The 18,412-nt window shown below is 65.3% G+C and carries 12 protein-coding genes and 1 pseudogene; 7 read left to right on the forward strand and 6 right to left on the reverse strand.

Annotated features, from left to right (window positions below):
• Nucleotides 1-91: 91 nt before the first annotated feature.
• Entirely contained in the window at nucleotides 92-583 is a 492-nt protein-coding gene (locus tag ACOYJQ_RS11580) for a MarR family winged helix-turn-helix transcriptional regulator (RefSeq protein WP_433458596.1), read from the reverse strand.
• 225 nt (nucleotides 584-808) lie between these two features.
• Here ACOYJQ_RS11580 and ACOYJQ_RS11585 point away from each other — a divergent pair, with 225 nt between their 5' ends.
• On the forward strand, nucleotides 809-1,606 hold the full coding sequence (locus ACOYJQ_RS11585; RefSeq protein ID WP_433458597.1) for a creatininase family protein: 798 nt from the start codon (nucleotides 809-811) through the stop codon (nucleotides 1,604-1,606).
• Between the two features lie 15 nt (nucleotides 1,607-1,621).
• Here the strand turns inward: ACOYJQ_RS11585 and ACOYJQ_RS11590 are convergent, their stop codons facing one another.
• Nucleotides 1,622-3,256: a glucan biosynthesis protein gene (locus ACOYJQ_RS11590; RefSeq protein ID WP_433458599.1), complete on the reverse strand. Its 1,635-nt coding sequence runs from the start codon at nucleotides 3,254-3,256 to the stop codon at nucleotides 1,622-1,624.
• Between the two features lie 695 nt (nucleotides 3,257-3,951).
• Between ACOYJQ_RS11590 and ACOYJQ_RS11595 the strand changes: the two genes are divergently transcribed.
• Together ACOYJQ_RS11595 and ACOYJQ_RS11600 are read left to right on the forward strand one after the other, a co-directional pair.
• On the forward strand, nucleotides 3,952-5,082 hold the full coding sequence (locus ACOYJQ_RS11595; RefSeq protein ID WP_433458600.1) for a type III PLP-dependent enzyme: 1,131 nt from the start codon (nucleotides 3,952-3,954) through the stop codon (nucleotides 5,080-5,082).
• 192 nt (nucleotides 5,083-5,274) lie between these two features.
• On the forward strand, nucleotides 5,275-5,808 hold the full coding sequence (locus ACOYJQ_RS11600) for a GNAT family N-acetyltransferase (protein ID WP_433458601.1): 534 nt from the start codon (nucleotides 5,275-5,277) through the stop codon (nucleotides 5,806-5,808).
• A 37-nt stretch (nucleotides 5,809-5,845) separates the two neighbouring features.
• Here the strand turns inward: ACOYJQ_RS11600 and ACOYJQ_RS11605 are convergent, their stop codons facing one another.
• The 3 genes from ACOYJQ_RS11605 to ACOYJQ_RS11615 all read right to left on the reverse strand — a co-directional run bounded on the left by ACOYJQ_RS11605 (nucleotide 5,846) and on the right by ACOYJQ_RS11615 (nucleotide 11,634).
• Nucleotides 5,846-7,054, reverse strand: a complete 1,209-nt coding sequence (locus tag ACOYJQ_RS11605) for a lytic murein transglycosylase (protein ID WP_433458602.1) — start codon at nucleotides 7,052-7,054, stop codon at nucleotides 5,846-5,848.
• Nucleotides 7,055-7,142: 88 nt separating this feature from the next.
• On the reverse strand, nucleotides 7,143-8,825 hold the full coding sequence (locus ACOYJQ_RS11610; RefSeq protein WP_433458603.1) for a hypothetical protein: 1,683 nt from the start codon (nucleotides 8,823-8,825) through the stop codon (nucleotides 7,143-7,145).
• 382 nt (nucleotides 8,826-9,207) lie between these two features.
• A complete protein-coding gene (locus ACOYJQ_RS11615) occupies nucleotides 9,208-11,634 on the reverse strand; it encodes a hypothetical protein (RefSeq protein WP_433458604.1) in 2,427 nt (808 codons plus the stop codon).
• Between the two features lie 322 nt (nucleotides 11,635-11,956).
• Between ACOYJQ_RS11615 and minC the strand changes: the two genes are divergently transcribed.
• The 4 genes and pseudogenes from minC (at nucleotide 11,957) to clpB (ending at nucleotide 16,920) form a co-directional block, all read left to right on the forward strand.
• A complete protein-coding gene (gene minC, locus ACOYJQ_RS11620; protein ID WP_433458606.1) occupies nucleotides 11,957-12,787 on the forward strand; it encodes a septum site-determining protein MinC in 831 nt (276 codons plus the stop codon).
• 12 nt (nucleotides 12,788-12,799) lie between these two features.
• On the forward strand, nucleotides 12,800-13,615 hold the full coding sequence (minD, locus tag ACOYJQ_RS11625; RefSeq protein ID WP_433458608.1) for a septum site-determining protein MinD: 816 nt from the start codon (nucleotides 12,800-12,802) through the stop codon (nucleotides 13,613-13,615).
• Nucleotides 13,612-13,848 (forward strand): annotated as a pseudogene (gene minE / locus ACOYJQ_RS11630) (cell division topological specificity factor MinE); the annotation flags it as partial. The gene minD and the pseudogene minE, both read left to right, overlap by 4 nt.
• A 441-nt stretch (nucleotides 13,849-14,289) precedes the next feature.
• Entirely contained in the window at nucleotides 14,290-16,920 is a 2,631-nt protein-coding gene (gene clpB, locus ACOYJQ_RS11635) for an ATP-dependent chaperone ClpB (RefSeq protein WP_433458610.1), read from the forward strand.
• Nucleotides 16,921-17,000: 80 nt separating this feature from the next.
• On the opposite strand, the gene zigA is transcribed toward clpB, so the two are convergent.
• A complete protein-coding gene (zigA, locus tag ACOYJQ_RS11640; protein WP_433458611.1) occupies nucleotides 17,001-18,269 on the reverse strand; it encodes a zinc metallochaperone GTPase ZigA in 1,269 nt (422 codons plus the stop codon).
• Between the last annotated feature and the right edge of the window lie 143 nt (nucleotides 18,270-18,412).

Consider the following 18,412-nt stretch of genomic DNA (forward strand, 5'->3'; position numbering starts at 1 on the left):
TTTTTACGTTTCACTGAAACGCAAAATCTCCGTCTTTTCGATTTGAAACGTTTCTCCACGCAAGGCGGCATCCGCTTCGCCTGGAAACGCCTTATTCCACCATGTCGTCGGCGTCGTCAGCATCCGCCTCTTCTTCGGCCTCGTCGAGCGCCTGCACGCCGGCGAGGTTGCGGGCGGCCTTGCGCAGCAGCTTGCGCAACCGCTTGCGCTCCTTGTTGTCGAAGCCGTCGAGCAGCTCGTTCTCGACCTCGTTCCACAGCTTGTCGATCGCGACGGCGCGGATCGCTCCCTCTTCGGTGAGGCGCACGATGACGATGCGGGCGTCGCCCGGCTCCGCGATCCGCTCCACGAGGCCCTGCGCGGCGAGGCGCGCGATCGTCTTGGAGGCGGTGGGCGGCTTGACGCGCAGAATATGGGCCAGCTCGCCCATGGTCATGGTATCGACCGTCGACAACGCCTGCAACACCTGTTCCTGCCCCGGAAACAGGCCGAGCCCCGCCAGCCTTTCGCCGATACGCGTGCGGTGCAGCCGCGCCGCATGGACGAGAGCCCATCCGACGCTCTTGGCGACCGGGTGTTTCATCGTCCTTCCTCCTTGTGTCGGGGCAGGCCCCGTTTGCAGCGGAACATGTCCGGCCCGCAGGCGGCAGCCGCTCGCCATATAATCGGACAAGCGCGCCGCGCCCGGCGCCGTCAGCGACAGACCGAAATTAGGTTGCCGTCGAAATAATGCAGTCTTTCTCATGACGCAGCAATGACAAATGGTGCGGCGCAACGTAAAGTCGATGCAATATCGGGGACTTTTCCAATGCTTCCTTTCAACCAGTGGACTCATCTGACAACGGAAGACTTTTCCGGCGGGCGATTCGCCGACACCCTCGCCGTCCTGCCCGTGGCGGCGGTGGAGCAGCACGGGCCGCATCTGCCGCTCGGCACCGACGTCTTCATCATGGAAGGTTATCTGGCGCGCGTGGCGGCGCTGCTCGATGGCGCGGCGCCGGCCCTCTTCCTGCCGGTGCAGCCCATCGGCCTGTCCAACGAGCATCTCGCCTTCAAGGGCACGCTGACGCTGGCGCCGGAAACCGCGATCCGCGTGTGGACGGACGTCGGCGAGAGCCTGCACCGCGCCGGCTGCCGCAAGCTGGTGATCGTCAGTTCCCACGGCGGCAATTCGCCGGTCATCGACATCGTGGCCCGCGATCTGCGCGCGCGCCTGAACATGCTCACGGTAACGGTTTCCTGGCAGAGATTCGGCTACCCCGACGGCTTGTTCGACACGCAGGAGATACGCCACGGCATCCATGGCGGCGATATCGAAACCTCGCTGATGCTCGCCTTCCGCCCCGATCTCGTGCGCATGGAGCGGGCGCGGGATTTCACCCCGCTGAGCGTCGCGCTGGCGGAGAGATATCGCTACCTCAGCGCCGGCCGGCCGGCGGGTCTCGGATGGATGGCGCAGGACCTCCACCCGGCGGGCGCGATCGGCAACGCCGCACCGGCCACGGCGCAAAAGGGCGAGGCCGCGGCGGTGCACGGGGCGCGCGCCTTCATCGACCTGCTGGCGGAAGTGCGCGATTTCGAGCTGCCGGCCGCCGAAGGGCATTGAGCGCGCCGGCCCGGCTCAGCGCGCGGTCCACGGGTGGATCCATGTCTCGGTGAGCGCCCGCCCGCCCTCGCGCAGGAAGGCGCGCACATCCACCGTCTCGCCGGGCGGCACGGCGATGTCGATGCCGGCGCGGAAACCCTTGATCTTCGGATTCGCGACAAGGAACGTGCGCACCACCCTGCCCTTCGAGACGGAGGCGTCGATGGCGACGCGGGACGGATCGAGCATATGATAGGCGAGATCGTCGCCGGCGAAGTCGACGAGGAAGCGGCGCATGCCGGGCAACACTTCCTCGGCGGAGCCGGCGGCCTTGGGCCTGCCCTGATAGGTGTTGATCGCCCGCCCGCCCGGATGCAGGCCGGCGGCCTCGCCCACCGCGCGCACGCGGTAGCGGTAGACCAGCGTCTGCCCCGCCTGCGGCGTCTCCCGCGGCACCCAGAAGGCGACGATGTTGTCGTTCGTTTCGTCGTTGGTGGGGATTTCGAGCAATTCGACATGCCCCGGTCCCCAGTCGCCGACAGGCTCCACCCAATAGCCCGGCCGCAGCTCGTAATGCAGGTCGATATCCTGATAATGCTCGAAGTTGCGGTCGCGCTGCAACAGGCCGAAACCGCGGATATTGTTGTCGATGAAGGACGAGCGCGCCTGCTCGGGCGGGTTGCGCAGCGGCCGCCATATCCACTCGCCCGAGCCGGAATGCACCAGCAGCCCGTCCGAATCGTGCAGTTCCGGCCGGTATTCGTCCAGAAAACGCCGGTCGTTCTCGCCGACGAAGTACATCGACGTCAGCGGCGCGACGCCGAGCCGCTCGATCGGCCGGCGCACGAAGAGCGTCGCCGTCACGTCGAGCACGGTTTCCTTGCCCGGATAGACGAAGAACTGGAACGCCCCCGTCACCGACGCGCCGTCGAGCAACGCCAGCACCGTGACGCGCTCCGCGCCGGGCGCGGGATAGTCGATCCAGAACGCGCGGAAGAACGGAAACTCCTCCTGCGCGCCGGCGTTGACCGCGAGCGCGCGCGCCGAGAGGCCGTATTGCTGGCCGCGGCCCAGAAAACGAAAGTAGCTCGCCCCCAGAAACGAGATCAGCTCATCGAACACCTGCGGATCGTTCAGCGGATGGTGCAGCCTGAACCCGGCGAAGCCCAGGTTGATCGGCAATCCGGCGTCGAGCCGGATGGCGCCGGCGTCGAACAGTTGCGGCGAATAGGGCACCGGCGTCGGCACGCCGTCGCGAATGATGCTGACCGTCACCGGGCGGCGGAAGAGAAACCCGAGATGGAACATCTGCAACCGGAACGGCCCGCCGCCCTCGCCGAGCAGCGCCCGGTCGGCGAGAAAGCGGATGTTGCGATAGGCATCGAAATCGAGATCGGCCACGCTCTCCGGCAGGGGCGGCACATGATCGTCGAAAGGCACGGCCGCCAGCTCGCGGGCGCGCTGCACCACATCCTCATAGCCGAAGCGCGCGACCTGCGCCGTTTCATCCTCGGCGGAGGGCTCGGGCGCCCCGGAGCCTGGCACCCCGGAACCGGGCGCCTGGGCGCGGACGCCCGGAGAAGGCATCACGGCCGACGCGGCGAGCGCCGCCGCAAGGCCCCCGAGAACGCCGCGCCGGGAAACGGGAAACGGGTTTGGCAAGCGTGACATGAGGCGTCCTTCCCGGAATTGGCCGGCAAACGACCGGGCATCCGTTTGTCGCGCAGTATAGTGGCGGAAAGGGGATGCCTCACGGGCTTTCCCCGATGATGGTAAACAGCGGCCGCGCGGCCGGCGACATTGCCTCTTCATGCGTCATGCGCATGCCTGAAATGCAACATTCTGATGCTTCAAGGGGCAAAATGCCGCTGGCGGCGGTTGAGAATCAGCAAGAAACGCCGTATATGTCGCCTTGCCCAATTTCGCACGTGCCTGTGGTCGCGTGCCGGTTGGCGGGTCGCCGGACAAGAGGCCGGTTTTCTCGCCCGTGGCGTGGGGAGTTTGCGTTCCCGCGTTCATCGACAGACCGGCAGCCGGAGGCGAAACCGGCCCACCCTGCTCTCCCGCAGGGGACGGGACTTAAAGCAACGACGGAACGGGCTTTTTTGGTCTCTGCCGGCTTTCCACAGGCCGGTGGCGGTTCACCGAAGAGGCTTGTCCATCATTGCCAGGCGTGCGGTCGGGATTTCCCTTCCAATCCAAGGCAGCCAACCGGGTTGTTCGCTTGCGACGATCCGGGCGCGTTCGATTTGCATCGTTTTGCGTCTCCACAGCGCAATAACGGGTGCCCTCGCATGCGCATTGTCGCGCGCTCGGCTGTTCGAGCGCGCCCCGTCGTCCTTGAGTGCACGTGTAAGGGAAGTACAATGACCGACCGCATTCGCGAATTTCTCCGCAACCGACGTGAAGACGGCCCGTGCCTCGTGGTCGATCTGGACGTGGTGCGCAACAACTATCTCGCTTTCGCCCACGCCCTGCCGGATACGCGCGTGTTCTACGCCGTCAAGGCCAACCCTGCGCCGGAGGTCCTCTCGCTGCTCGCCTCGCTGGGGTCGTGCTTCGACACGGCTTCGGTGGCGGAAGCCGAGATGGCGCTTGCCGCGGGCGCATCGCCCGACCGCATCTCCTTCGGCAACACCATCAAGAAGGAGCGCGACGTCGCGCGCGCCTTCGCGCTCGGCATCCGCCTCTTCGCGGTGGACTGCGAGGCCGAGGTGGAGAAGGTGGCGCGCGCGGCGCCCGGCTCGCGCGTGTTCTGCCGCATCCTGTGCGACGGCGCCGGCGCGGAATGGCCGCTGTCGCGCAAGTTCGGCTGCGATCCGTCGCTTGCGGTGAGCGTGCTCGAACATGCGCACCGTCTGGGGCTTGAGGCTTACGGCGTGTCGTTCCACGTCGGCTCGCAGCAGCGCAACCCGCGTGCGTGGGATCAGGCGCTCGCCTCGGCCGCCGGCATTTTCCGCGAATGCGCGGAGCGCGGCATCGGCCTGTCGATGGTCAATCTCGGCGGCGGTTTCCCGGCGAAGTACCTCAACGACATCCCGGCCGTGGAGGCCTATGGCGCGTCGATCCTCGATTCGCTGCGCGCGCATTTCGGCAACGCGATCCCCGAGACGATCATTGAGCCGGGCCGCGGCATGGTGGGCAACGCGGGCGTGATCGAGGCCGAGGTGGTGCTGGTGTCGCGCAAGAGCGCGGACGATGCGCTGCGCTGGGTCTATCTCGACATCGGCAAGTTCGGCGGTCTCGCCGAGACGATGGACGAGGCGATCCGCTACCCGATCCGCACCGCGCACGATCACGACGCGATGGAGGATTGCATCCTTGCCGGGCCGACCTGCGATTCCGCCGACGTGCTGTACGAGAAGACGCCCTACCCGCTGCCGGTCAGCCTCGCCATCGGCGACAAGGTGCTGATCGAGGGCGCGGGCGCCTATACCACGACCTATTCGGCGGTCGCGTTCAACGGCTTCCCGCCGCTGAGATCCTATCACATCTGATCCCGCGCCCTTCCGCAGGAGGGGCCGATCGTCCGCCGGTCATGGAGCGCCTTGCGACTCGAAGGCCGGCGGATGTTTTTCGCCAAAGCATCGAGCCAAAAAACGGATACCGTTTTTGGGATCGTTCGATGCAAAACAAATTGTTCGTTTTTCCGGCTGCCCGGCCGATTGCCGGGCGGGGAGGAACTTGCCGTGTTTCTTGTTCGTGAGGAAATTCCTGCCGATGTCGCGGGGCGTGAAGCCCTGCTCGATGTCTGCTTCGGCCCCAATCGTTTCGCCAAGACCAGCGAACGCATCCGCGAGGGCCGTTTGCCCGCCGAGGGATTGTCGCTTTCGGCCGTCGCGGACGGGCGCCTCGTCGGTACCGTGCGTCTGTGGCACGTCTCGGCGGGTGCGGAACGCGCCGCGCTGCTGCTCGGCCCTCTGGCCGTCGACCCCACCTGTCAGGCCGGCGGCATCGGCAGCGCGCTGATGCGCGCGTCGATCGCGGCCGCGACCCGCCTGGGCCACGGCGCCATCCTGCTGGTGGGCGACGCGCCCTATTACGCCCGTTTCGGCTTCGGCACGGAACGGACGGGCGCGCTGTGGATGCCCGGCCCGTTCGAGCGCGAACGGTTCCTCGGGCTCGAACTGCGCCCGCAGGCGCTGCTGGGCGCGCGCGGCCTCATCCGCCCCACCGGCGTCCGCGTCGCGCCCGAGCGGGTCGCGGTGCCGCAGGCGGCTTAACATCCTTCGGCACCGGTCGCGGATCGGGGCCGGTACCTTACCGCCCGCCGAGCGCGCGATAGACCTTGGAGCCGGCGCGGCCGCTCTCGGGCATGCCGAGCTGGCGCTCGACGTCCTTGATGGCGTCGCGCGTCACCGGGCCGATCTTGCCGTCCGCCTCGCCGATGTCGTAGCCTTTCGCCAGCAGCAGCTTCTGCAATTGCAGACGCTGTGCGCGGGTGAGGCCGGGGTCGTCCGTGGGCCAGGGCGTGCGCAGCGGCGGATAGCCGGCCAGCCGGTCCGCCAGATGCGAGATGGCGAGCGCGTAGGATTCCGCCTGATTATAGGAATAGATGGCATCGAAGTTGCGGAACACGAGGAAGCCCGGCCCGTTGCTGCCGGCGGGCAGCAGCAGGCCCGCCTGCCCGCCGCCGGCGAGCGGGCGCCCGTCCGCGCGGGTGACGCCGCGCTGCGACCATTCGGCGATCGCGGCCTTGTTGCGCCGCCCGGTCGGCCCCTTGTAGCCGCGCGGCACCTTCACCTCGATCATCCACGGCTCGCCCTCGCGCCAGCCCGCCCGCTTGAGATAATTGGCGGTGGAGCCCAGCGCATCCGGCACGGAAGACACCAGATCGCGCCGGCCGTCGCCGTCGAAATCCACCGCGAGGCGCTGGTAGGTGGAGGGAATGAACTGCGTCTGGCCGAAGGCCCCGGCCCATGAGCCGTAGAGCTTGTTGAGCTCCAGATCGCCCCTGTCGACCAGCTTCAGCGCCGCGAACAGCTCGCCGCGCCAGAAATCCCGGCGCCGCCCGCCCTCGCACACCAGCGTCGCCAGCGCATGCGGCAGGAAGTTGTCACCCGCCTCGCGGCCGAAATCCGTCTCCACGCCCCAGACGGCGGCGATCACATGCCGGTCGACGCCGAAACGGCGCTCGGCGGCGCGCAACGTCGCATCATGACGGCGCATCATCGCCTGGCCATCGGCAACCCGCTGTTCGTCCACGAGAAAGCCGAGATAATCCCAGATCGGCGTCTTGAACTCCGGCTGCACCTTGGAGAGGCGCAGCACCTTTTCGTCGGGCGCGGCGATATCGAGCGCGCGGGACACGACGGCGCGGCTGATGCCGGCCTCAACCGCGGCATTCCGCAGGCCGGCCATGCAGGCGGAAAAATTCGCCCGGGCCGGCGTGGCCACGAGCCCCGCCGCCGACACCGCAATGACGGCGGCAAGCCATTGCCGGACCGCGCCCCGATCGATACGCCCCATGCGCCACACTCCCCGAAACATCGTTCATGCCTGATCCGGGGCATCTTTAACAAAAATGGCTAACGATTCGTTCACGCCGCCATGCCGGTCAGACGCGGATCGTCTCCGTGGGAGCAGGAGGCGGAACCAGCGAACGGACGGCCGGGCTCTCCGGCAGGGTGATCCGCCCTTCCCGGTCGATACGAAGCTCGAATGCGATATCGCACCAGGGCGTCTCATTCTCGCCCAGCGCCGTCACGATGGCCTCATACGATGCGTCGTCCAGTCTCGCGGTGCGCTCATAACGGCACCGGAGAGAAACAACGCCGTCGTCCGCCTTGTCGATGTCGAAGGAAAAGGCATCGGCGGACCGCAAGACTTCTTCGCCGCTCTCCGGGTCCGGCAGGGAAATAACGACGGGGCCGCCCGGCACCACCGCACCCGCCGCCGAGCCGCCCTCGTCCTCGCGGCAATATTCGCCCATGGCGCGGATCGCCCCCTGCGTGCTCAAGGCAAGCAGCGCGTTTCTTTGCGGCGTCGTGCAATCCAGCGTGACGAGCGCCCCGCAGAACGCCTGAAGGCGTTGGGTTCCTTCAGTTGCCTCCGGCGTGTGCAACCGTTCACCGCCGATGGTATAGGTCCCTTCGGCCAGGTCGCCCGCCAGGGCGCTCAACACGCTGCCTCCGGCGGAATAGATGTTCGCCTGCTTGCCGCCGATCTCGAGCACCGGGGCATCGGGCAAATCGACCAGGCCAAGGAAAAACGCTTGCTCCCGCTCCGCATGCCGCATGACCGCCGCACGATCATCGGGATAATCCTTTTCCAGAATACCGAGAGCGGTCCTGACATCGTCCGCCTCGCGCACACGCAACGCGTCGACGGAACTGCCCTCGACATCCACACCGGCATCTCCCGCCCGCGGCCCTTCGCCCCTGAGCAGTTCGAGATGCCGCTGGAAATCGTTCTCCAAACCGGCAACCAGCCCGTTCAGATGCGCCTCGGCGGCTTCCCGACCGCATCCCACGCCCTGCATATGCAGATCGGCCGCGACCCGACCATTCACAAGCAGCTGGTAGCCCCCACCCTCGACTTCGTGCGTCGCAAGCATGCCCCGGGCTTCAGTGCTCACGAGATGCACGAGTTCGTTGAAGGCCGCCAGCTTCTCGCGATTGTCGCCATGCGCGTACAGGTCGTGCAGGCGCACGGCCGCCATCGCCTTGAATTCGTCGGGAAACAGGGACAACGTGTCACGCACGAAATCCGCCCTCGGCGTCCCGTCGTCGAAATGCCCCCACTCGTCGCCCCACTCCCCTGGCAGGATGGCCGCAACATGATCGCCCGCCTTCAGACGATAGGAAGCGATACCGCCGTCTTCACGCCGAACTTCCTCCATCGAGAAAGCAAGCTGGCTCTCAAATTCCACGAGGCTCCTGAGCTCGTTGAAAGCTGCGAGCTTGTCCCTGCTGTTCAGTCTGGGCGAGTTCAGATCGAGCACGAGCCCGAGCGCCTTGTCCCTGCCGGCTTCGGGAAACATGTTCGAAGCCATGCGGTGGAAGTCGATCGCCATGCCCGACACGGCGCCGAATTCCACCGGCTCCCCCGTCCCGCGCTCGATCAGAAGCTGCGCGCCCTTCGCGTTGCGATCGATGACAAAGCTGGCCTGAAATTCGGGCTGAACGAGTTTTTTCAGTTCGTTGAACGTGGACAGCTTGTCAAAATCGGTCGCATTCTCATCGTGGAACAGATCGAAAAGAAGCCGCTTGGCCTCGGCCTTGTTCGACCCCGTGAACATGTCCACGATCCTGTCCCAGATCGTGACAGCCCTGTCCCGGCTATCGGCATGTCTTATGGATTCGATTTCGGCAGAGCCGATCAATATATCAAATCTTTCACTATGAATACCAATAGAAGACATCTATCCATCTCCGTCAGCAATGAATTTAAATACAGACGATTCCGGCGGCACCATGGAAACATATACATGGAAATATATCATGGCAACGGCTTGCGTTGAAACCCGTCCCTTGCCATGCGAGGGGCCTTGCATGTTGGCAACACACCGCCCGTCACAGCCCCGCCGCGGCTCCGGGGCGTCATGAAGCCTGACGACCACCCGCTGCGCCCGCAAGACCGGCGGTCCGCCCGCCGGCCCACGATGAATGCCCGGCGTGTCCTTACACGCGGATCGCGCCTTCAGGGACGCCGCCAGCCGCTGCGGGATTCGCGGCAGCGGGAGCATGAGCGGCTGGTGTATCACGCTGCAATACGTCAACCGGGTCCTTGACGACCGTTACCCGTGTCCCATTCCCGTCCACACTCAGCCTGCCTTCCCGATCGAAGGTGAGTACCACATCGACCTCGCTTCCTACCGTCATTCTTGGGCTTGAGGGTCTGTACTCTTGCGCAAAAACGCCGAACTGCTCTCTATCCATGTTTTCAGGCGTCGAGAAATGGCACTTGACGGTAAATGGTTTATCTTTTGCGACCTCAAACTCGTAAGAGACGGTTGCGCTTTCCGCCCCCGAATACACTATGGCGTTTGGCTCGCGCCCGCCGTTCTTGGCATAGGTGGATTCCGCAACAGCGCCAAAAATCGTTTGCTCAACAATGGACAATGCAGCGTTTATCTGCGCCCTGCTGCCTCCGGCCTGGCTGAGACGCCAGTACAGCGTGTCCAGTTCAGTAATTTCTTGGCCATTGAACTTGAAACTCGCCCTGCCCACGTCTTTTTCAACCTGCTCAAAGAGCCTGGGGACCAGCTGGCCCCTGTCTGTTGTTATGGCATCATTCTCGCTGAACATTTCTGACAACACAGCCCGCGCCGACTTCGCCAGATCTTTAACTTCCTCATCGGAGGCGGCCCGGCCGTTGTTAACCATAACTTCCCTTGCGCGCTCCTCCATGGCGTGCTCCTCCATGGAGGGGAAAAAGCGCTCAGTCTCCTCCTTAGGCGCAGACAGCGTCGGCGATGTCCAAAAATTCTCGAGATCCTGCAGATAAGATAATTCGACTGCAAGCAACATTCTCGCAGAAGGGTCTTTTTCTTCTTTCAAAGACTTTTTCAACAAGCCGATATTCCTTCCGACGGCCTGCATATAAGGTTCCATGCCCTCCCGTCTCTTGCCGACCTCCTCGTTCAACGATCTCTCCAGAAAGCCGATCGATAAACCGATCTCCTCGCGCCCGACCGGCCCGGTCGGAGCAGGCCCCAGTGTCTTCGACACATGGACATCCCGGCCAAACCTCAAAGAGATCCGGTCGTCTGAACCGACATCAAGATTCAGCATATCCATGGCTTTATCGTCAACGGCGAGGCGCTTCAGCTCGAGGAAATCGCGGATCGATTGCCAGCCGCCGACCTTCGGAGAAAAAATATCGCCCAGCAACTCTTTCGCCCGGGCGGCATGCTCCTCGGGGAACAAATGCTTATAATTGTCCCAGTTATTCGCGCGGAAAGCATTGGCTTCCACGCCAAGGATATCGCCGTTATTATCGATACGGACTTCCACAACCTCCGCGTGCTCCGCCGTGTCGTGGCTGGCCTTGACCACAAAGCCGTCTCCGTCCCTGCGGACATCGTAGATGACAGCCGACCCTTCGCCGGGCTTTTCGCTGAAAATATCCCCATCGAGGAGGCCCAGCAGGACATCGCGCGACTTGCCGAAGACGCCTGCCTCTTCAATCTGCCCACACACGCCGCCGAACACTCCCTCCGCAAGCGCCTGCGCCGTGCGCTCATCCTCGTCCAGCCCCGGACGATTGGAGAGGTGGATCGCCTTACCGTCAATCCTGATCTGGGCGCCCTCAGGCAGCGCGCCGGGGCCTCTGAAGCCCGGCATCGAGCTCAAAGGGGCAAAACCTTCTTTTGTCAGAAATTTCCGCGCTTCAGGGGAGAGATTGGAGAAATAAGGGTAAGATTGACCGTTCTCCTGCCCCGCCAGAAATCTCTCCGCCGCCCCCTCATAAGCCTGGATGGCGCGGCAATCGGCCTCCGACAGCTCCCCGTTCTCCAACGCCTTGAGCGCGCGTTCGCCCATCGAATCCGTTCCGATGCTGAGGACATTGTCCGGATTGTCCAGCACAGGCATATAGCCGCCACGGGCGCTGTTAAGATTCCTTGCGGCAGCATTCTGTTGGCTCAGCTTGCCCACTCGCCCGGCGACAGCTTCTTGATCAACCGCCACAGGCACGGGATCGAACGACTCCGGCACCCCGTCCCGCCTGGAGACAGACGATGGCAGCGTGACCTCATGCCCGGCTATCATCAGCTTGCCCAACACGCCACCCGGCGCGCTCTCGCTGAAATCAGCGGAGAAATGCGACGCATGCGACAGGCCGGCGAGCTGCTGCAATTTTTTGAAGCTTTCCAGCCTTTTGCCGCTATCGAGGTCTTCAGAAAAAATCTCCCGTAGCAAGCCCTTCGCCTCGCCAACATGCGTGTCCGAGAAGTAATCCCTGATCTTTTCCCAGACCTGATCCACTGCATGCAAGAAATCGCTAACCAATCCGCGGCCTTTAAGGGAATTTACATTCTCGGCACTGATTTCACGACCGAAATACTCTGCATCGATACCGCCCGGAGGAACCGAACCTATGCTCATTTCAATAGCTCCTTAAAATAAATTATAAGATGCCCCGTTTATAGCGCATGGTTTTTCGCCGCACAAGAAGGCACCCTTACCTGCCAATACATGCAGGCGAAATATTTTGACGGCCGTATTGTTGCGTTTCACTTCGGGACGGGGCCGGGCAAACGGCTGCGCCGGCGCCACCCCGCTCCGATGAAGCCGGGACAGGCCCGCCGCCGTTTCGCGTTCGTCAACAGATGATAAACGGCGGCGGCTCACTTTTCCGGCGCGCGTTAACCATGTGGTAACCATAGTGGCGCCAAATGTTAACAGCGCAGAAACCCGAAGAAGTCCCGTGACCGATACAGCTCATTCCTCATCCGCCGCCAAATCCGACGCCAGGCCGCGCCCCACCATCCGCTTTCGCGGCCGCTCGTTTCTGGCGCTGATGCTGTCGCCCGAGGCGCCGCTCGACGCCTGGCTCGAGGAACTCGCCATCCTGATCGACCGCTCGCCGGGCTTCTTCGGCGCGCGCGCCGTCATTCTCGACGTCTCCAATCTGGACCTCGACAGGCAGGGCCTCGCCGATCTCCTCGCGCGCCTCGGCGAGCAGCGCATTCAGGTGATGGGCATCGAGGGCGCCAGGGAATCCTGGCTCGGGCCGGGCTTTCCGCCGCTGGTGCGCGGCGGCAAGCAGGTGAACGAGGTGGATATTCCGGCGCCCAGGGCGGAAACGCCCGCGGCGCAGAATGCATCGGCGGCCGAAAGCGCGCCGGCGGCGAGCGCGCCGCCCGCGCCCGAGCCGGCGAAGGCCGGGAGCGGCGAAGCGCCCATCGCCATCCCCGACGAGGCGATCCGGCCGTCGCTGCTGGTGGACCGCCCGGTGCGCTCGGGGCAATCGATCGTCTATCCGCAGGGCGACGTCACGATCATCGGCTCCATCGCCTCCGGCGCGGAGGTGATCGCGGGCGGCTCGATCCACGTCTACGGCGCGCTGCGCGGCCGGGCGCTGGCGGGCTGCGCCGGGCATTCCTCGGCGCGCATCTTCTGCGGCAAGCTCGAAGCCGAGCTCGTCGCCATCGACGGCCTCTACAAGACGGCGGAGGTTCTCGGTCAGCAATATCACGGACAGGCCGTTCAACTTTGGCTGGAGGGCGACGCGATCAGGATCGCGCCCCTGAACTGAGAGGGACAAGAAATGACCAAGGTTCTGGTCGTGACATCGGGTAAGGGCGGCGTCGGCAAAACGACGTCGACGGCCGCCCTCGGCGCGGCGCTGGCCAAATCGGGACAGAACGTCGTGGTCATCGATTTCGACGTCGGCCTGCGCAATCTCGATCTCGTCATGGGCGCGGAGCGGCGCGTCGTCTACGATCTCATCAACGTCGTGCAGGGCGAGGCCAAGCTCGCCCAGGCGCTGATCCGCGACAAGCGCATCGACACGCTGTCGCTGCTGCCCGCCTCGCAGACCCGCGACAAGGACGCGCTCACGGAAGAGGGCGTCGACCGGGTGATCGACGAGCTGCGCGGCAAGTTCGACTGGGTGATCTGCGACAGCCCCGCCGGCATCGAACGCGGCCCGACGCTGGCCATGCGCCATGCCGACATCGCCGTGGTCGTCACCAACCCGGAAGTCTCGTCGGTGCGCGACTCGGACCGCATCATCGGCGTGCTCGATTCCAAGACGCTGAAGGCGGAGCGCGGCGAGCGGGTCGACAAGCACCTGCTGCTCACGCGCTACGACCCCGCGCGCGCCGAGCGTGGCGAGATGCTGAAGGTCGAGGACGTGCTCGAAATCCTCTCCATCCCGCTCATCGGCATCATCCCCGAAAGCGACGAGGTGCTGCGCGCCTCGAACCTCGGCACGCCGGTGACGATCAGCAACCCCACCAGCGCCCCCGCGCGCGCCTATCTCGACGCGGCGAAGCGGCTGCGCGGCGAGGCGGTGGACATGACCATTCCTTCCGACAGGAAGGGGCTGTTCAACAAACTGTTCGGCAGGAGGGCGGCATGAGCTTCTTCAAACTGTTCACCCGCCGCTCGTCCGCGCCGGTCGCGCGCGAACGGCTGCAAATCCTGCTCGCGCACGAGCGCATCTCGACCGGGCAATCCGATCTCGTCGCCGTGCTGCGCGAGGAAATCCTCGCCGTCATCGCCAAGCACATCCATGTCGACAGCGACAAGGTGAAGGTGACGATGGACCGCGGCGACGCCGTATCGACCCTCGAAGTCGACATCGAACTGCCGTCGCATATCGCGCCGCCGAACGCCGAGGCAGCCGACGGCAAGGGGATCGATAACAAGGGGATCGACGGCAAGGCGGCGAGCGCATCCGCCGTCAAGAACGCGCCCGCCGCAAAGCCCGCCAAGGCGGCCTCCGGCACCCTGCCGCGCTCCGCCAGCGCCTGAGGCGGCGGCGGCCCCGCCGCGCAAGACCTTTCACCGGAAAAGTATTTTATCGCGCCGGACGCGCCCTCCCCCCCTTGTTGTTGCGCACCTGCAACACTTACATGAGCCGCATGACCGGTTGACGCCGATCAGTGACTTCATCACCCTGCGGCTGCCAACTGGGGCTGCTCGGAGATACGGACCATTCGATGCGGGACGCCTTTCCGGGCCGACCGGCCGGCGGAGCCTTCACGCTCCCCGCCCGTGTGACGGAAGGCGTTGCCGAAGGGAGCGCGACTGATGAACATCGAGAAGTATACCGACCGTGCGAAGGGGTTCCTGCAATCCGCCCAGTCGCTGGCGCTGCGGGAGCAACATCAGCAATTCCTGCCCGAGCACCTGCTGAAGGTGTTGCTCGACGACGCCGAGGGCCTTGCCGCGGGGCTGATCGACCGCGCCGGCGGGCAGTCGGCGCTGGCGCTGCGCCAGACGGAACAGGCGCTGGCGAAGGTGACGAAGGTGCAGGGCGGATCGGGGCAGATCTATCTGTCGCCGGCGCTCGCGCGCGTGTTCGACACCGCCGAGAAGGCCGCCGACAAGGCGGGCGACTCGTATGTCACGGTGGAACGGCTGTTGCTCGCGCTCGTCGTGGAGAAGGATACGGAAGCCGGCAAGGCGCTGGCGCAGGCCGGCGTGACGCCGCAGAACCTCAACGCCGCCATCGAGGCGCTGCGCAAGGGGCGCACCGCCGACAACGCCTCGGCCGAAAACGCCTATGACGCGCTGAAGAAATACGCCCGCGACCTCACCGCCGCCGCGCGGGAAGGCAAGCTCGATCCCGTCATCGGCCGCGACGAGGAAATCCGCCGCGCCATCCAGGTGCTGTCGCGGCGCACGAAGAACAACCCGGTGCTGATCGGCGAGCCCGGCGTCGGCAAGACGGCCATCGTCGAGGGGCTGGCGCTGCGCATCGTCAACGGCGACGTGCCCGAGAGCCTCAAGGACAAGCGCCTGCTGGCGCTCGACATGGGCGCGCTGATCGCCGGCGCGAAATACCGCGGCGAGTTCGAGGAGCGCCTCAAGGGCGTGCTCTCCGAGGTGCAGGCGGCGGAAGGCGGCATCATCCTGTTCATCGACGAGATGCACACGCTGGTGGGCGCCGGCAAGTCCGACGGGGCGATGGACGCCTCCAACCTGCTCAAGCCCGCGCTGGCGCGCGGCGAGTTGCATTGCGTCGGCGCCACCACGCTCGACGAATACCGCAAGCACGTGGAAAAGGACCCGGCGCTGGCGCGCCGCTTCCAGCCGGTGTTCGTCTCCGAGCCGACCGTCGAGGATACGGTCTCGATCCTGCGCGGCCTCAAGGAGAAGTACGAGCAGCACCACGGCGTGCGCATCCAGGATTCGGCGCTCGTCGCCGCCGCCACCCTGTCGAACCGCTACATCACCGACCGCTTCCTGCCCGACAAGGCCATCGACCTCGTGGACGAGGCGGCGGCGCGCCTGCGCATGCAGGTCGACTCCAAGCCCGAGGAACTCGATTCCGTCGACCGCGAGATCGTGCGCCTGAAGATCGAGGCGGAAGCCCTCAAGAAGGAACAGGACGCAGCCTCCAAGGACCGCCTCGTGCGCCTCGAAAAGGAACTGGCCGACCTAGAGGAGCGCTCCTCCACGCTCACCGCCCGGTGGCAGGCGGAGAAGGACAAGCTCGGCCGCGCCGCCAACCTCAAGAAGCAGCTCGACGAAGCCCGCACCGAACTCGCCAGCGCCCAGCGGCAGGGTCAGTACCAGCGCGCGGGCGAGCTCGCCTACGGCGTCATCCCCGGCCTCGAAAAGGAGTTGCAGGAGATCGAAGCGCAAGGAAAAGACCCGCATGCCGGCAAGGCGGGATCGGTGCGCGAGGAAGTGACGCCCGACAACGTGGCGCAGGTCGTCTCGCGCTGGACGGGCGTGCCCGTCGATCGCATGCTGGAGGGCGAGCGCGAGAAGCTGCTCAGGATGGAAGAGGTGCTCGGCAAGCGCGTGATCGGCCAGGAAGAGGCGGTCATCGCCGTCTCCACCGCCGTGCGCCGCGCCCGCGCCGGGTTGCAGGACCCCAACCGGCCGATCGGCTCCTTCATGTTCCTCGGCCCCACCGGCGTGGGCAAGACGGAACTGACGAAGGCGCTCGCCTCCTTCCTGTTCGACGACGAGACGGCGCTGGTGCGCATGGACATGTCGGAATACATGGAGAAGCATTCGGTGGCGCGGCTCATCGGCGCGCCCCCCGGCTATGTCGGCTATGAGGAAGGCGGGGCGCTCACCGAGGCGGTGCGCCGCCGGCCCTATCAGGTCGTTCTGTTCGACGAGATCGAGAAGGCGCACCCGGACGTGTTCAACGTGCTGCTGCAAGTGCTCGACGACGGCAGGCTCACGGACGGGCAGGGCCGCACGGTGGACTTCCGCAACACGCTGATCATCATGACGTCGAACCTCGGCGCCGAATATCTCGTGGCGCAGAAGGCGGGCGAGGATTCGGAGGCGGTGCGCGACGACGTGATGGCGGTGGTGCGCGCGCATTTCCGCCCCGAGTTCCTCAACCGCGTGGACGAGATCATCCTGTTCCACCGCCTCAGGCGGGACCAGATGAACGCCATCGTCGACATCCAGCTCCAGCGCCTGGCGCGGCTGCTGGAAGAGCGCAAGATCACGCTCGACCTCGACGACAGCGCCCGCGACTGGCTCGCCGAGCGCGGCTACGATCCGGCCTACGGCGCGCGCCCGCTGAAGCGCGTGATCCAGAAGAACGTGCAGGACCCGCTGGCGGAGCTGATCCTCAGCGGCCGGATCAAGGACGGCGAAACGGTGCCCGTGACCGCCGGCCCGCTCGGGCTCGTGATCGGAGACCTCGCCGTCTCGACGGAGCGTCCGCCGAACGCGGCGCTGAACTGATCGCGCTGATCGCGCCATGTCGATCGCATCATGACGAAACCGGGAAGCGCTCGCCGCTTCCCGGTTTTCCTTTCAAGAGCTTAAGCCGCGTCGGACTGGCCCCAGCGCGGGAAGGGGTCCGGCAGATCGCCGTAGCGGGAAGGCTCGAAGGCCGCCCCGTTCGCGGGGCCGACGAGGCATTCGTCGAGAGCGGCGCGGATGGCCGCCTCGTCCATGCCGGTGCCGATGAAGACGAGTTCCTGCCGCCGGTCGCCCCAGATGCGATCCCAATGGCGGCGGAAGTTCTCGCGCCATTCGGGATGATCGGGCCAGTGCTGCTTCGGGATCGCCGCCCACCAGTAGCCCATGGCGGAGACGCGCGCCACCGCGCCCGCGAGCGAGAACTCGCCCACCCAGCGCGGACGGGTGGCGAGCCAGAAATGCCCCTTGGCGCGGATCAGGCCCGGCCAGGTGCGGTTGATGAAGGCATTGAACCTTTCCGGGTGGAACGGACGGCGCGCGCGGTAGACGAAACTGCCGATGCCGTATTCCTCCGTCTCGGGCACATGATCGGCAAAGCCGTAAAGCTCCTTGAACCACAGCGGATGCGTCTCGGCCTTTTCCTCGCTGAACAGGCCGGTATCCAGCACGTCGGCGAGCGATACGCGGCCGAAATCGGTTTCCACCAGCCGCGCGTCGGCGTTGAGCGCCTTCACCACGCTGCGCACCAGCGCAAGCTGCTCGGGGGCGATGTCCGACGCCTTGTTGAGCACCACGACATCCGCGAATTCGATCTGCTCCACCAGCAGGTCGACGATGGTGCGCTCGTCCGCGTCGCCGTTGCTTTCGCCACGATCGCGCAGGAAATCGTTGGAGCCGTAATCGCGCAGCAGATTCGCGGCGTCCACCACCGTCACCATCGTGTCGAGGCGGGCGATATCGGAAAGGCTTTCGCCGTCCTCGTCGCGAAACGAGAACGTGCTGGCGACCGGCAGCGGCTCGGCGATGCCGGTGCCCTCGATCAGCAGGTAGTCGAAGCGCCCTTCGTCGGCGAGACGGCGCACTTCAGCCAGCAGGTCGTCGCGCAGGGTGCAGCAGATGCACCCGTTCGTCATCTCGACGAGCTTCTCCTCCGTGCGCGACAGGTTGCCGCCGCCCTCGCGCACCAGATCGGCGTCGATGTTCACCTCGCTCATGTCGTTGACGATCACCGCGACGCGCCGGCCCTCGCGGTTGTTCAGGATATGGTTCAGCAGCGTGGTCTTGCCCGCGCCCAGAAACCCCGACAGAACGGTCACGGGAAGCCGTGCGTCGCGCGGCGTGTCTTGCAGCAGCGGCGTGTCTTGCAGCAGCGGCGTGTCTTGCAACATCGTTACCTCTTATGAAATGTTATACTATTGCATAATTTAATCCTTCCATATCCACGCCGTCAATCCGGCTCGCACCATTCCTTCAATGGCAATCCCGGCAGAGGCAATCCTGCGGGCGATCCTGCTCAAGGCGGTTCTGCGGA

Source organism: Pseudochelatococcus sp. (assembly GCF_050946405.1).
Lineage (GTDB): Bacteria > Pseudomonadota > Alphaproteobacteria > Rhizobiales > Beijerinckiaceae > Pseudochelatococcus.

Bases quoted from the DNA above. Each gene is read 5' to 3' on its own strand.
- ACOYJQ_RS11590 (WP_433458599.1), bottom strand. From the start codon at position 3,256: ATGTCACGCTTGCCAAACCCGTTTCCCGTTTCCCGGCGCGGCGTTCTC.
- minD (WP_433458608.1), top strand. From the start codon at position 12,800: ATGACCAAGGTTCTGGTCGTGACATCGGGTAAGGGCGGCGTCGGCAAA.
- ACOYJQ_RS11615 (WP_433458604.1), bottom strand. From the start codon at position 11,634: ATGAGCATAGGTTCGGTTCCTCCGGGCGGTATCGATGCAGAGTATTTC.
- ACOYJQ_RS11610 (WP_433458603.1), bottom strand. From the start codon at position 8,825: ATGTTCACGGGGTCGAACAAGGCCGAGGCCAAGCGGCTTCTTTTCGAT.
- ACOYJQ_RS11580 (WP_433458596.1), bottom strand. From the start codon at position 583: ATGAAACACCCGGTCGCCAAGAGCGTCGGATGGGCTCTCGTCCATGCG.
- ACOYJQ_RS11595 (WP_433458600.1), top strand. From the start codon at position 3,952: ATGACCGACCGCATTCGCGAATTTCTCCGCAACCGACGTGAAGACGGC.
- ACOYJQ_RS11605 (WP_433458602.1), bottom strand. From the start codon at position 7,054: ATGGGGCGTATCGATCGGGGCGCGGTCCGGCAATGGCTTGCCGCCGTC.
- zigA (WP_433458611.1), bottom strand. From the start codon at position 18,269: ATGTTGCAAGACACGCCGCTGCTGCAAGACACGCCGCTGCTGCAAGAC.
- ACOYJQ_RS11585 (WP_433458597.1), top strand. From the start codon at position 809: ATGCTTCCTTTCAACCAGTGGACTCATCTGACAACGGAAGACTTTTCC.
- clpB (WP_433458610.1), top strand. From the start codon at position 14,290: ATGAACATCGAGAAGTATACCGACCGTGCGAAGGGGTTCCTGCAATCC.